14 protein-coding genes are annotated in these 13,484 nt (G+C 70.9%); 8 read left to right on the plus strand and 6 right to left on the minus strand.

Annotated elements, in window-relative coordinates; translation table 11 throughout:
- Positions 1–65 precede the first annotated feature (65 nt).
- Together LPC04_RS03350 and LPC04_RS03355 are read left to right on the plus strand one after the other, a co-directional pair.
- Positions 66–923, plus strand: a complete 858-nt coding sequence (locus tag LPC04_RS03350; RefSeq protein WP_275680763.1) for a DODA-type extradiol aromatic ring-opening family dioxygenase — start codon at positions 66–68, stop codon at positions 921–923.
- Between the two features lie 72 nt (positions 924–995).
- On the plus strand, positions 996–1,616 hold the full coding sequence (locus LPC04_RS03355; protein WP_275680764.1) for a GNAT family N-acetyltransferase: 621 nt from the start codon (positions 996–998) through the stop codon (positions 1,614–1,616).
- Between the two features lies 1 nt (position 1,617).
- Here the strand turns inward: LPC04_RS03355 and LPC04_RS03360 are convergent, their stop codons facing one another.
- Both LPC04_RS03360 and LPC04_RS03365 read right to left on the minus strand, forming a co-directional pair.
- Positions 1,618–3,147, minus strand: a complete 1,530-nt coding sequence (locus tag LPC04_RS03360) for a methyl-accepting chemotaxis protein (RefSeq protein WP_275680765.1) — start codon at positions 3,145–3,147, stop codon at positions 1,618–1,620.
- A 114-nt stretch (positions 3,148–3,261) separates the two neighbouring features.
- Positions 3,262–4,317, minus strand: a complete 1,056-nt coding sequence (locus LPC04_RS03365; RefSeq protein WP_275680766.1) for an adenosine deaminase — start codon at positions 4,315–4,317, stop codon at positions 3,262–3,264.
- Between the two features lie 222 nt (positions 4,318–4,539).
- Between LPC04_RS03365 and LPC04_RS03370 the strand changes: the two genes are divergently transcribed.
- Positions 4,540–5,313 carry a sulfite exporter TauE/SafE family protein gene (locus LPC04_RS03370; protein ID WP_275681914.1) on the plus strand — a complete coding sequence of 258 codons (774 nt, stop codon included), beginning with the start codon at positions 4,540–4,542 and terminating at the stop codon, positions 5,311–5,313.
- Between the two features lie 9 nt (positions 5,314–5,322).
- Here the strand turns inward: LPC04_RS03370 and LPC04_RS03375 are convergent, their stop codons facing one another.
- Positions 5,323–6,087 (minus strand): hypothetical protein, encoded by a 765-nt coding sequence (locus LPC04_RS03375; protein WP_275680767.1) that lies wholly within the window; start codon positions 6,085–6,087, stop codon positions 5,323–5,325.
- Positions 6,088–6,197: 110 nt separating this feature from the next.
- On the opposite strand from LPC04_RS03375, the gene LPC04_RS03380 reads away from it, so the two are divergent.
- Positions 6,198–7,112, plus strand: a complete 915-nt coding sequence (locus LPC04_RS03380; RefSeq protein ID WP_275680768.1) for a glutaminase — start codon at positions 6,198–6,200, stop codon at positions 7,110–7,112.
- Here LPC04_RS03380 and LPC04_RS03385 read toward each other — a convergent pair.
- Positions 7,109–8,377 (minus strand): alanine racemase, encoded by a 1,269-nt coding sequence (locus LPC04_RS03385; protein ID WP_275680769.1) that lies wholly within the window; start codon positions 8,375–8,377, stop codon positions 7,109–7,111. The genes LPC04_RS03380 and LPC04_RS03385 overlap by 4 nt on opposite strands.
- Before the next feature lie 141 nt (positions 8,378–8,518).
- On the opposite strand from LPC04_RS03385, the gene LPC04_RS03390 reads away from it, so the two are divergent.
- Genes LPC04_RS03390 through LPC04_RS03400 form a run of 3 tightly spaced genes read left to right on the plus strand, consistent with a single transcriptional unit; the run spans position 8,519 to position 10,592 of the window.
- Positions 8,519–9,178 carry a cupredoxin domain-containing protein gene (locus LPC04_RS03390; RefSeq protein ID WP_275680770.1) on the plus strand — a complete coding sequence of 220 codons (660 nt, stop codon included), beginning with the start codon at positions 8,519–8,521 and terminating at the stop codon, positions 9,176–9,178.
- A 17-nt stretch (positions 9,179–9,195) separates the two neighbouring features.
- Positions 9,196–10,134, plus strand: a complete 939-nt coding sequence (locus LPC04_RS03395) for a DUF3034 family protein (protein WP_275680771.1) — start codon at positions 9,196–9,198, stop codon at positions 10,132–10,134.
- Between the two features lie 14 nt (positions 10,135–10,148).
- Positions 10,149–10,592 carry a group I truncated hemoglobin gene (locus LPC04_RS03400; protein WP_275680772.1) on the plus strand — a complete coding sequence of 148 codons (444 nt, stop codon included), beginning with the start codon at positions 10,149–10,151 and terminating at the stop codon, positions 10,590–10,592.
- Here LPC04_RS03400 and LPC04_RS03405 read toward each other — a convergent pair.
- Positions 10,579–11,469, minus strand: coding sequence for an SDR family oxidoreductase (locus LPC04_RS03405; RefSeq protein ID WP_275680773.1), 891 nt, complete (start codon positions 11,467–11,469; stop codon positions 10,579–10,581). The genes LPC04_RS03400 and LPC04_RS03405 overlap by 14 nt on opposite strands.
- A gap of 30 nt (positions 11,470–11,499) precedes the next feature.
- The gene (locus tag LPC04_RS03410) at positions 11,500–12,270 is read right to left on the minus strand and encodes an SDR family oxidoreductase (protein WP_275680774.1); all 771 of its coding nucleotides are present in this window, start codon (positions 12,268–12,270) and stop codon (positions 11,500–11,502) included.
- 135 nt (positions 12,271–12,405) lie between these two features.
- Between LPC04_RS03410 and LPC04_RS03415 the strand changes: the two genes are divergently transcribed.
- On the plus strand, positions 12,406–13,299 hold the full coding sequence (locus LPC04_RS03415) for a LysR family transcriptional regulator (RefSeq protein ID WP_275680775.1): 894 nt from the start codon (positions 12,406–12,408) through the stop codon (positions 13,297–13,299).
- The last annotated feature ends 185 nt before the right edge of the window (positions 13,300–13,484 follow it).

Here is a 13,484-nt window from a genome sequence, read left to right on the forward strand (position 1 = left end):
ACTGTTGAACAGCGTCGCCAATCGCTTCGAACGGCAGCGTCCCGACCCGGTGATCGAATAGCCCCATGGACACCCGTTACGCCCCCGTCTTCCTCTCGCACGGCTCGCCGATGACGGCGCTGGACGCCGGCCCGGCCGGCGCGTTCTGGCGCGCGCTCGGCCGCGCCATCGACGCCCGCGTGGCCGCCGGCGGCGCCGCGCCCAGCGCGATCGTCGCGCTGTCGGCGCACACGCTGGCGCGGCGCGCCGTCACGCTCGCGGGCGCGCGCCACGAGGCCGTGCACGACTTCGGCGGCTTCCCGCAGGCGCTCTACGACCTGCGCTACGACGTCGCCGGCGTGCCCTGTCTCGCGCCGCACGTCGAGCAGCTGCTGCAATGGGCCGCCATCGAGGTGGAGCATGCCGACGCCGGCGGGCTCGACCACGGCATCTGGGTGCCGCTGCGCGACATCCGCCCGCGCGCCGACATCCCCGTGCTGCCGCTGGCGTTCCCGCCCGACCGCACGCCCGAGCAGCTGTTCGAGCTGGGCGCCGCCCTGAGCCCGCTGATCGACGAGGGCGTGTGGATCGTCGGCACCGGCTCCATCACGCACAACCTGCGCCTGGGCCTGCCGCGCGCCGGTGACGTGCCCGAGCTTCCGGCCAGCGCCGCGTTCCGCGCCTGGTTCGCCGACCGCTCCGCCGCGCGCGACTGGCGCGCGCTGTGGCAGTACCGAACGCTGGCCCCCGAGGCGTCGTTCATGCATCCGACCGACGAGCACCTGCTGCCGTGGTTCATCGCGGCCGGCGCGGGCGGGGCCGAGGATGTGCCGATCCGCCTGCACGCGAGCGTGGCGGGCGGCCACCTCGGCATGGACGCGTACGCGTTCGGCGCCGACGCGCGCGCCCTGGCGGACGACGTCGAGGCCGCCGCCGCCATGTGAGGGGGCAGCCTCGCCCACAGCCCGGGCAGGTACGATGCAAGCCGTCGCGCATCGCGCCCGTCCTGCCTGTCCATGCTGGGTATCGCCCCACTCGCCCGTTACGAGATCACCACGGCGCGCCTGCGCCTCGTCGCCGGCGACCCCGGCCTCGCGCCGGCCGTCTGCGAGTTCCAGCGCCGCAACCGGGCGCACTTCGCGCGCTGGGATCCACCGACCGCCGACTCGTTCTACACGCCCGAGGCGCAGGCCGCGCGCGTCGCACTCGGCATCACGGCGTTCCAGAACGACACGGCCTACCGCTGGTGGCTGATCGACGCGACGCGCTGCGGCGGCGCGCGCCTGCCGTCGTCGGACGTCGAGGTGATCGGCAGCCTGCACTTCAGCCAGGTCTCGCGCGGCGCGTTCCAGAGCGCGATGCTCGGCTACGCGCTCGACGAGGCCTACGTCGGCCAGGGGCTGATGAGCGAGGCGATCGCCGCCGGCCTCGAGGAGGTGTTCTCGCCGCGCGTGAACCTGCACCGCGTGCAGGCCGCCTATCGGCCCGAGAACCTGCGCAGCGCGCGCGTGCTGGAGCGCCTGGGGTTCCACAAGGAAGGCCTGGCGCCCGACTACCTGTTCATCGACGGCGCCTGGCGCGCCCACATCATCACGTCGCTGCGCAATCCGGCGTTCGTCCAGCCCGACGGCTGGTAGCTCAGAGACGGAACGTCGCGACGGTCCGGGCCAGGCCGTCGGCCTGCACCCGCAGGCTCTCGGCCGCGGCGGCGGACTCTTCCACCAGTGCGGCGTTCTGCTGCGTGACCTGGTCGAGCTGGGCCACCGCGTCGCCGATCTGGCCGATGCCGCGCGACTGCTCGTCGCTGGCGTCGCTGATCTCGGTGATCAGCGCGCTCACGCGCCTGACCTGGTCGACGATGTCGTTCATCGTGCGGCCGGCGTCGGCGACGAGGCGCGTGCCGTTCTCCACCTTGCCGACGCTCTCGCCGATCAACACCTTGATCTCCTTGGCGGCCGTCGCGGAGCGCTGCGCGAGCGAGCGCACCTCGCTGGCCACGACCGCGAAGCCGCGCCCCTGTTCGCCGGCGCGCGCCGCCTCGACCGCGGCGTTGAGCGCGAGGATGTTGGTCTGGAACGCGATGCCGTCGATCACGCCGATGATGTCGGTGATCTTCCTGGAGCTGTCGGTGATGCCGTCCATCGTCGCGACGACCTGGCCCACCACCTCGCCGCCCTGCGCGGCCACCGTCGACGCGCCCTCGGCCAGCTCGCTGGCGCGCCGCGCCGTGTCGGCGTTGTGCTTGACGGTAGCCGTGAGTTGCTCCATCGACGCGGCCGTCTGCTGCAGGTTGCTCGCCTGTTCCTCGGTACGCTGGCTCAGGTCCTGGTTGCCGGTGGCGATCTGCGCCGAGCCGGTGGCGATCGACCCGGACGCGTTGCGCACGTCGCCGACGATGCCCACGAGGCTCTCGTTCATCAGCTTCAGCGCCGACAGCAGCGTGCCGATCTCGTCGCGGCGGTCGACGACGACCTCCGAGCCCAGGTCGCCCGACGCCACCGTCTGCGCCACCTTCACGGCCTTGCCGATGCCGCCCGCGATCGAGCGGATCAGGCTCAGGCCCACCAGCGCCGAGACCACGAGCACCGCGCCGCTGATGGCCAGCGTCGACCAGAGCACGATCGTGTAGAGCTTCTGCGCCGCATGGAACTCGGCGCCCGCGCCATCGAGCTGCACGGCGGCGAGCTTGTCGACGATGTCGGCCACCGGGTCGATCGCCGGATAGAGCGGGCCGGCGGCCAGGGTGCGCACGCCTTCGGCGTCGCCCTTGTCGAGCAGCGCGCCGAGCTGCGCCACGACCGCGTCGGCCTTGGCCATCAGCGGCGCGGCCTGCCTGACCAGCGGGATTTCCTCGTCGTCGAGGCTGGACGCCGCGTATTCCTTCCAGCGCTGCGCGATCCTGCCCTGCGCCGTCTTGAGCTGCGCCGCGGCGGCCGGAGCCGCGAGCGAGCCGGCGCCGACCTTGTGCGCGATGTCCACCGCGTCGTTGTAGCCGTCGCCCACGTGCTTGAGCTGCTCGAGGGCCACGACGCGGTCGTTGTAGAGCGACCCCAGCGATTCGTTGCTGGCCTTCATGCGGAAGACGGTGAAGCTGGCGGCCACGATCAACAGGATCAACAGGCTGCCGACCAGCAGGACGAGACGTGTCTTGATGCTCAGGCTATTCATGGACGGTTCCGAAGATGACGCGCCGCCACGTGCGGCGACTTTCGTCATTTCGGCCGTTCCTGAAGGGGACCTTAAGCCAAGCTGAGCCCCGATCGAGATCTCCCTACAACAAAATCACGGCTCGCCCGCCGCAAAGACGGAATCGAGCTCCTCGACCCAGAGTGCCTTGTCCTCGTCGTCGACGAAGGAGCCCTCGAAGCTGTTGCGCAGCATCGTGTAGGCATCGTGGGCCGTCAGTTGCGGCAAGGATTCGAACAACTGAACGAAGTTGTCGTTGAGATAGCCGCCGAAGTAGGCGGGATCATCGGAATTGATGGTGACGCGCAGGCCCGCCGCGAGCAGCGCGGGGAGGTTGTGCTTGCCGAGGTCGTCGAACACGCACAGCTTGACGTTGGACAGCGGGCAGACGGTCAGCGGCACGCGCTCCCGCGCCAGCCTCGCCACCAGCTCGGGGTCCTCGACGCAGCGCACGCCGTGGTCGATGCGTTCCACGCGCAGCGTGTCGAGCGCCGACCAGATGTAGGCCGGCGGGCCCTCCTCGCCGGCGTGCGCCACCAGGTGCAGCCCCTGCTCGCGGGCGCGGGCGAAGACGCGTTCGAACTTTTCCGGCGGATGGCCCCTTTCGCTGGAATCCAGGCCGACGCCGATGAACTTGTCGCGGTACGGCAGCGCCGCCTCCAGCGTGGCCAGCGCGTCGTCCTCGCTCAGGTGGCGCAGGAAGCACAGGATCAGGCGCACGCTCAGGCCCAGCTCGGCCTCGGCGCGCTTCGCGGCGCGGTCGAGGCCGCGGATGACGACGCCCATGTCGATGCCGCGCGCCGTGTGCGTCTGCGGGTCGAAGAAGATCTCGCAGTGCACGACGTTGTCGCGCGCGGCGCGCTCGAAGTAGGCCCAGGCCATGGCGTCGAAGTCGGCCTCGGTGATCAGCACGCTGGCGCCGGCGTAGTACACGTCCAGGAAGCTCTGCAGGTCGGTGAACGCGTAGGCCGCGCGCAGCGCCTCGACGTTGGCGTACGGCAGCACGATGCCGTTGCGCCTGGCCAGCTCGAAGATCAGCTCGGGCTCCAGCGAGCCCTCGATGTGGATGTGCAGCTCGGCCTTGGGCGCGGCGCGCAGCAGCGACAGCAGGTGGGCTCGCGTGATGTGGGGGAAATCGATGGGCAGGGTCATGGCCGGAGTCCTGGCGGGAATGGGCCGACTTTAAGCGGTCGCGGGCCCGGCGGGAAACGGGGCGCACGCGGCTCGGCTATCGTTCATCGCTTTCCGCATAACGGCCACCCGCAGAATGCCGTCTTCGACCTGCATCCGCGCGTGCCGTCACACGCCGCAGCTCCGAAGCCGTCCTTCCGTCCACCCGTTTCTCTTGCAGGTCCCGCGTTGAACTTCGATCTCATGCACGGCGTTGCAGGCCTGCTCGTGGGCGCCATCGTCGGCGTCACCGGCGTGGGCGGCGGCGCGCTGATGACGCCGATCCTGGTGATGCTGTTCGGCGTCGCCCCGACCACGGCCGTCGGCACCGACCTGCTCTACGCCTCGATCACCAAGCTGTTCGGCACCGCCGTGCACCACCGGGCGGGCACCGTCGACTGGCAGGTGGTGCGCCGGCTCGCGCTGGGCAGCCTGCCCGCCGCGGCGCTGACGCTGGCCTGGATGCACTTCGCGCACGTCGGCCAGCTGCGCGCCGGCGTCATCACGTTCACGCTGGGCCTCGCGCTCATCGTCACCGCGCTGGGCATCCTGTTCAAGGAGCCGATCCACGCGCTCGGCAAGCGCTTCCGGCTCGGCGACAGCGCGCGCTTCAAGGCGATGCAGCCCTGGCTCACGGTGGCGTGCGGCGTGCTGCTGGGCGCGATGGTGACGCTGACCTCGGTCGGCGCCGGCGCGCTCGGCACCGCGATGCTGGTGTATCTCTACCCGCTGCGGCTGATCGGCGGCAAGCTGGTGGGCACCGACCTCGCCCACGCGATCCCGCTGACGCTGATCGCCGGCCTGGGCCACCTGGCGCTGGGCGACGTCAACCTCGGCCTGATGCTCAACCTGCTCGCGGGATCGATCCCCGGCGTCATCGTGGGCTCGTGGATCAGCACCCGCGCGCCGGTCGCCCCGCTGCGCATCACGATCGCGCTGGTGCTGCTGTTCGTGGCGTGGAAGATGGTGGCGCGTTGACCTGACGCGTCAGCCGTGGTGGCAGCGCCGGCCCAGGCGGCTGCCCTTCGCGGCCATCTTGGCCTCGACCTTGCGGCCGGCCATGCCGTCGCCGGTGTCGTAGTGCGGCGTCCACTTCCGGCCTTCGGGCTTGGCGTCGTCCCAGTACATCAGGTAGCCGCCCGCGGCGATCGAGAACGGCGCCAGCGACGCGCCGGGCTGGACGCGGCCCAGGAAGTCGTTGCGCCCGCCCTCGACGACCTTGCGCGCGAACCATCCCGGCAGCAGGAAGTTCTGCACGTTGACGCCCTCGATCTCGTAGCACTCGCCCGAGACCGCGTCGCACAGCTCGAACTGATGGAACACCAGGCGCCGGTGGTCGGTCGGGTCGGGGCCTTGCACCAGCAGGTTGTTCAGCGGATCGCCCACCAGCTCGATGGCCTCGTGCGACAGCGCCACCGTCCACGAGTCGGCGCCGGTGGTGCAGACATCGAGGAACACGAAGCCGAACGGCACGTCGTCGTTGTTGCCGTCGTGGTAGCCCTCGGTGGCCGACATCGTCGGCTTGTCCTGGACGTAGATGACGGCGTCGCCGCGACGGCCCGGCAGCACGGGCAGGTCGACCTTGCGTTCGCGCTGCGAGGGCACGCGGCCGGCGCTGTCGACGCGCAGGCGCGCGCCGAACTGCCAGTGCGGAAAGAAGTCTTCTTCCAGCTGGCGGTTGATCGCGCGCACTGCGTTCTGCAGCTCGCCATCGGACAGGTGAAGGCTTCGATTGACGACCGAGATCAACATGGGTGGCTCCTCCTGGCTTGGCCTTGTGGCGTGATTGTCGGGCTTCCCGCGGCGTCCCGCCACACGCGATACTGCTTCCCGACAGCCTCACCGCGGCCCGCCGCCTCGCCATGGATTACGCCGAAGTCCTGCAACAGATCGCGCACGAGCTCGCGCCCGTCATCGGGCAGGGCAAGGTCGCCAGCTACATCCCCGAACTCGCCAGCGTCTCGCCGCATCATTTCGGCATGGCGGTCGTCACCATCGCCGGCGAGGTCTTCACGGTGGGCGACGCGCGCCAGCCGTTCTCGATCCAGTCGATCTCCAAGCTGTTCACGCTGGTGATGGCGCTGCAGCTCGAGGACGAGAAGGTGTGGACGCGCGTCGGCCGCGAGCCGTCGGGCACGCCGTTCAACTCGCTGGTGCAGCTCGAGGCAGAGAACGGCAAGCCGCGCAATCCGTTCATCAACCCGGGCGCGCTCGTGTGCACCGACATCCTGTGCACGCGCTACGCCGTGCCCGAGAACGCCGTCGTCGAATTCCTGCGCCCGCTGTGCGGCAACCGCGAAGTCCACTACAACCGCGCCGTCGCCGCATCGGAGCGCCGCACCTCGCACCGCAACGCCGCGATGGCACACCTGATGAAGGCGTTCGGCAACCTGAACAATCCGGTCGGCGAAGTGCTCGACGCCTACTGCCGCCACTGCGCGATCGAGATGAACTGCGTCGAGCTCGCACGCGCCGTCACCTTCCTCGCGCACGGCGGCACGCACCCCGCGGGCCAGGGCAACATCCTGAGCACCAGCATGGCCAAGCGCCTGAACGCGCTGATGCTGACCTGCGGCACCTACGACGCCGCCGGCGACTTCGCCTTCCGCGTCGGCCTGCCGGCCAAGAGCGGCGTGGGCGGCGGCATCGTCGCGGTGATGCCCGGCGAGTGCGGCGTCTGCGTCTGGTCGCCGGCGCTGGAGCCCTCGGGCAACTCGCTCGCGGGGTCGCTGGCGCTGGAGCGGTTCACGGACATCACGGGGCGGTCGATCTTCTAGAAGCAGGTGACGATGGCATCGACGACGGTGTAGTCCTCGTCGACGATGGCCATCCAGCGCCACTTGTCGAACGTCGTGCACGGATGCGAGATGCCCAGGCAGACGCGGTCGCCGACCCGCAGGCCCTGCGTGTCCGACGTCAGGTGCAGGTAGGCATGCTGGTCGTTCAGCTTCTGCACGGACCAGCCTTCAGGCACCGGCACGCAAGCCCGGCTGGCGCGCGCGCAGGTGGCCAGCGGGATGGGCATGCCCAGGTCGTACGAGATGTCGCGCTTGCCGACGGCCAGGATCGCCAGGCCCGGCTCCGGCATGGCCTGCACGAGCGCCCACACCTCCAGCGCGGCACGCAGGCCCTGCGCGTCGCTGCAGCCCAGGCGCTGGTTGACGGCGTGGACGAGCCGCTGGTAGTGGCCCTGGTCGTGCGTGACGTAGCAGCCCGAGCGCAGCAGGCCGGCGACCGGCCTGGCCAGCCCCACGCGCAATCGCGGCACGACCAGGTCGAACACGCCCGAGCCGCCGGCCGACACGATCACCTCGTCGGCACCGAACAGGCCCTCGGCGTCGCAGGCGCGCGCGAGTCGCTCGACGCGATCCATCAGGTCGTCGGCGGCCGGACGGTCGTCCTCGCTGCGGCCGGTGTTGCCCAGGCCTTCGTAGCACTCGATGCCCGCCAGCGTCACGGCGGAGCTGTCGTGCGCGCGGCGCGCCAGCGCGAGCGCCGCGTCATGCGCGCGCACGCCCGTGCGCCCGCCCGCGACGCCCACCTCCAGCAGCACCTCGAACGGCCGGTCGACGGACACCGCCTCGATCAGCGCCAGCTGCGCCTCGGAGTCGAGCAGGAAGACGACGCGGACGTCCGGATGCGTGTCGTGCAGCGCGGCGATCGCGCCGAGGTCGGCGGCGTCCAGCACCTGGTTGGCGATGAGGATGTTGCGCGCGCCGGCCGCGAGCCCGGCCTGCATCTGCGTGACGGTGGCGAACGTCAGCCCCCACGCGCCGCCATCGAGCTGGCGCCGGAACAGCTGCGGCGACATCGTCGTCTTGCCGTGCGGCGCGAAGCGCACGCCGGCGTCGTCGGCGAAGCGCTGCATCCAGCCGATGTTGTGCGCCAGCGCGTCGCGCCGGATCACCGCCAGCGGCAGCGGCAGGTCGCCGGCGAGCACGTTCCAGCCCTGCGCGCCGACCCGCGACCGCGGCAACGGCGCGGCGCCGTGCGGATAGCCCTTGAACGTGGCGTCGAGCAGCGGGTCGAGGACGTCGGTCATGCGTCGATTATTCACCTTCGTGGCGCGCGGGCCGCTGCAAATGCCAACTCGTTCACGGCGCGGCGTTCCACGATGGCCGCAAGGCCTCGTCGACGCAGTCTCCCTGCATCCGTCCGGCCGGGCCGTTCGTACATTCGATTCATGACCCGAACTCGCCTGCCCTTGCTCGCCGCCTGCAGCCTGCTGCTCGCGTTCCGGGCGCATGCCGCCACCGTCACCGTGGCCGTGCACGGCGCCGATGGCCAGCCGGCGCCCAACGTCGTCGTGCAGCTGATGCCGGCGCATCCGGGCGCGGGCAAGCCGCCGCCGGCACCGGTCGTCATCGCGCAGCGCGACATCCACTTCGTGCCCTACCTCACCGCGGTGCCGGTCGGGACGACCGTGCGCTTCTCGAACGAGGATCCATACGACCACCACCTGCGCTCCGAGCCGGGCGGCCCGTTCGGCAACGTCGCGCCGGCCAAGGACTTCGAGATGCGCCTGGCCGCCATGACGGGCGGCAAGGCGGCGAGCGCCGAGGTGAAGTTCGACAGGCCAGGCGTCGTCGTCCTGGGCTGCCACCTGCACAGCTCGATGCGCGGCCACCTGTTCGTCAGCGAGACGCCGTGGGTCGCGGTGACCGACGCCAACGGCCTCGCCACGATCGCCGACGTGCCCGAAGGCGCGGCCGACCTGCGCACGTGGAGCCCCGAGCAGCTGGCCGACCAGCCGGCGAGCCAGAAGCAGATCGCCGGCGCCAGCGCGATCCTCGAGGCGACGCTCAACTTCACGCCGTCCAAGCCACGTCGCCGCCACAGCTGATGTCCACCGGAGCCCCCATGCCGCCGAAAGCCCTTCCCGTCGACGTCTCGCACCGATCGCGCATCGCGATCACGTTGCCGCTGCTCGCCGCCGCCGCGCTCGCGCTGGCCCATCCGCGCGCGCACGCCGGGACCGACAAGCTGCTGCTCACGGGTGGCGTCACGACGATCGACGGCGCGGCCGGCGGCGGCCTGACGCCCTGGGCCGTGATCGGCACCAACGCGACCGAGGGCGAGTTCGGCGTCGCGGCCACGGCGTCGGTCGTCTCCACGCGCAACTACACGATGCAGGTGCAGGGCCTGATGCTGGCGTTCGACGATCGCGTCGAGGTCTCGATCGCGCGCCAGGACTTCGCGACCGAGGCCACCGGCCGCGCGCTGGGCCTGCCCGGCCTGCATCTGAAGACGATCGTGTTCGGCGCCAAGGCGCGCCTGTTCGGCGACGCGGTGCTGGACAGCGATCGCTGGCTGCCGCAGGTCGCGGCCGGCGTCGAATGGAAGCAGGCCGACGCCGGCGGACTCGACCCCACGCTGCACGCACTCGGCGCGCGCACCAACGGCGTCGACGTCTACGTCAGCGCCACCAAGCTGTTCCTCGCGCAGGGCATCCTCGTCAATGGCACGCTGCGCGCGACCAAGGCCAACCAGAACGGGCTCCTGGGCTTCGGCGGCACGGGCAACGACAGGTACCGGCTCGAGCCCGAGTTCTCGGCCGCCTGGCTCGCGAACCGCAAGCTGGCCTTCGGCGCCGAGTACCGCCGCAAGCCCGACAACCTGAACCCGTCGCCGCTGGGCGCGGGCCTGAAGGAAGACGACTGGTGGGACGTGTTCACCGCGTGGGCGCCCACGAAGAGCATCTCGCTGACCGTGGCCTGGGTGCAGCTGGGCCACATCGTGCCGGCCGTCGCGACGAAGAAGCAGGACGGCGGCTACGCGTCCGCGCAGATCGCGTTCTGAACCGAGGATCCGCCATGAACAAGACCCTTCTCGCCATCGTCGCGATCGGCACCGCGCTCGCGCTGACCGCCGCCCACGCGCAATCGGCACCGGCCGCCGACGACACGCTGTTCCGCGCCCTCGGCGCCCGGCCCGGCATCGATGCCATCGTCGACGACTTCGTGCCGCGCCTGGTGGCCGATCCGCGCACCAGCGAGTTCTTCAGGAAGACCAACCAGGCGCACCTGAAGCAGATGCTGGAGGAACAGTTCTGCGTGGTCTCGGGCGGACCGTGCGTCTACACGGGCCTGCCGATGAAGACGGCGCACCAGGACATGGACATCTCGAAGGGCGACTTCAACGCGCTCGTCGAGGTGCTGCAGGCCGCCATGGACGCGCAGCACGTGCCCTTCGCGACGCAGAACCAGCTGCTCGCGCGCCTGGCCCCGATGCACCGCGACATCGTCAACGTGCACTGATCGCCAGCAGGTCGGCGATGCCGAGGCGGCGCGCGAACTCCGCGCGCACGCGCTCGGCGACCTCGGTCACCTCGCCCGCGCCGTCATTGAGGAAGTCAACCACCGACCGGAACGGACGCTCGCCCGCGGGCAGCGACACGATGCGCGCGATCTCGTCGGCCACGGCCTGCGGATCGGCGTCCGGCGGCATCAGCGCGGACAGCTTCGCGCCGACCTGGTCCATCACGCCGTCGTAGCGCGCGTAGGCCCCCGCGGTCGCCGCGTCGGCCGGCCTGCCGGCGTTCGGGAAGTGCGCGGTGCCCGACGTGAACGCGCCCGGCACGACGATGGAGGTCTCGACGCCGAAGCGGGTCAGCTCGTAGGACATCGTCACCGCGATCGAGTCCATCGCCGCCTTGGCCGCGGCATACGGCCCCATGAACGGCGGATAGCCGCCGCGCGTCGTGGTGCTGCCGACCCACAGCAGCAGCCCCGACTGCTGCGCCCGCAGCACCGGCAGCGCGGCCTTGTTGACGCGCTGCGCGCCGAACACGTTGGTGTCGAACACGCGGGTCATTTCTTCCGGCGTGAAGGCCTCGGTCGGCCCGATGACCAGGTGGCCGGCGTTGTGCACGACGACGTCGAGCCGGCCCTGCTCGGCGACGATGGTCCTGACGGCCGCGTCGGCGGAGTCCTGCGACAGCACGTCGAGTTCGACGGCGCGCAGGTCGTGGCCGTGCGCGAAGGCCCAGTCGCGCAGCTCGCGCACGTGCGAGGCGTTGCGGCCCGCGATGTCGCGCATGCTGGCGTAGACGATGTGGCCGGCGGCGGCCAGCGAGACGGCCGTGAGGCGGCCGATGCCGGTGGACGCACCGGTGACGAGGATGACGCTGTTCATGAGGGTTCCTTTCGTTGGCGAGGGGCGATGTCAGACGAGGCCGCCGTTGGCGCGCACGACCTGGCCGTTGATCCAGGCCGCATCGGGGCCCACGAGCAGCGCGACGCTGTTGGCGATGTCCTCGGGCTGGCCCAGGCGTTCGAGCGGCGCGGCCTTGGCGAGGCGCTCGACCTGCTCCGGCGTCTTGCCGTCCAGGAACAACGCGGTGGCGGTCGGGCCGGGCGCGACGGCGTTGACGGTGATGCCCTTGCCGCGCAGCTCCTTGGCGAGGATGTGGGTCATCGTCTCGATCGCGCTCTTGGTCGCCGCGTAGACCGCGTAGCCGGGCATCGCGAGGCCGACGACGCTGGTCGAGAAGTTGACGATGCGGCCGCCGCGCCGCAGCCGCGCCGCGGCCTCGCGCATCGTGTTGAAGCTGCCCTTGACGTTGACGGCCAGCAGCGCGTCGAAGGTGCTGTCGTCGGTGTCGGCCAGCGTGGGCAGGCCGGGCGGCATGATGCCGGCGTTGTTGACGAGCACGTCGACGCCGCCGTACTGCGCGACGGCCTCGTCGAACAGGCGGCGCACGTCGGCCGGGTTCGAGACGTCGGCCTTGACCGCGACGGCCTGCCCGCCGGCCTCGCAGACGGCGTCGACGACCGCGGCGGCCTCGTCGGCGCTGCCCGCGTAGTTGACGACGACCGCGTAGCCGTCGCGGCCCAGGCGCCGGGCGATGGCCGCGCCGATGCCGCGCGCGGCGCCGGTGACGATGGCGACCTGCCTGGCGCCGATGATCGCGGTGTTGATGGTGCTGGTGTTCATGGTGCGCTCCGTGGGGTTGGGTGGTTCTGGCCCCTGAGGTGTTCAGCGAGTCAGTGGAATGGATTGTTCTGTTTTGCCGTTTCGGGATAAATGAGCTAGATTTGCCATCACTGTTCAACCCACATCAACAATCGAATGGATCGCTTCGAGGCCATGCAGGTGTTCGTGAAGGTGGCCGAGCTGGCCAGCTTCACGCGCGCGGCCGAGCAGCTGGAGCTGCCGCGCGCCACCGTCACGCACACGATCCAGCAGCTCGAGAAGCGCCTGGGCGTGCGCCTGCTCCAGCGCACCACGCGCCACGTCAGCGCGACGCCCGACGGCGAGGCCTTCCTGCAACGCTGCGTGCGGCTGCTGGCCGACCTGCAGGAGGCCGAGGACGCGTTCAGCCGCAGCGCGGTCAGGCCGTCGGGCAAGCTGCGCGTCGACCTGCAGGGCACGCTGGCGACGCACTTCCTGCTGCCGCACATCGGCGGGTTCTTCGAGCGCTATCCCGACATCGAGATCGACATCGGCCTCGGCGACCGCATCGTCGACCTGGTGCGCGAGGGCATCGACTGCGTGCTGCGCGCCGGCGAGCCGCGCGACTCCAGCATGGTGGGCCGGCGCGTGGCGATGCTGGCGCAGGTGACGTGCGCGAGCGCGGCCTACCTGAAGGCCAATGGCACGCCGAAGACGCCGGCCGATCTCGCGCGCCATCGCGCCGTGAACTACGCCGGCGCCTCGGGCAAGGCCTTGCCGTTCGACTTCCTTGTCGACGGGCAGGCGCGCAGCGTCAACCTGCGCGGCGGCGTCACGGTGCGCCACGCCGACGCCTACGTCCAGTGCTGCCAGGCCGGCCTGGGGCTGATCCAGCTGCCGCGCTACCACGTCGAGGCCGCGCTGGCGGACGGCACGCTGCGCGAGGTGCTGGCCGCGTACCGGCCCGCGCCGCTGCCGGTGTCGGTGCTCTATCCGCACTCGCGCCAGCTGTCGCCGCGGGTGCGCGTGTTCGTCGACTGGGTCAGCGAGCGGATGCAGCGCGGGCGCTGACGGTGGCGTCTCCATCTTTCGGCACATGCGCATGCGCTTAGAGCTCGCGTCGATCTCGAAGCAGTTCCTCGCGACCGCCGAATAGTCATTCGATCGCTCGGGGAGAAGTCGGGTGTTCCGCCCGGCGGAATCGGTTCCGCCGGGCCTTTTTTCGAGCGTGGCCCGGTGCGCGGATGCGCTGCGCT

It is taken from the genome of Scleromatobacter humisilvae (genome assembly GCF_023231945.1).
GTDB lineage: Bacteria > Pseudomonadota > Gammaproteobacteria > Burkholderiales > Burkholderiaceae_C > Scleromatobacter > Scleromatobacter humisilvae.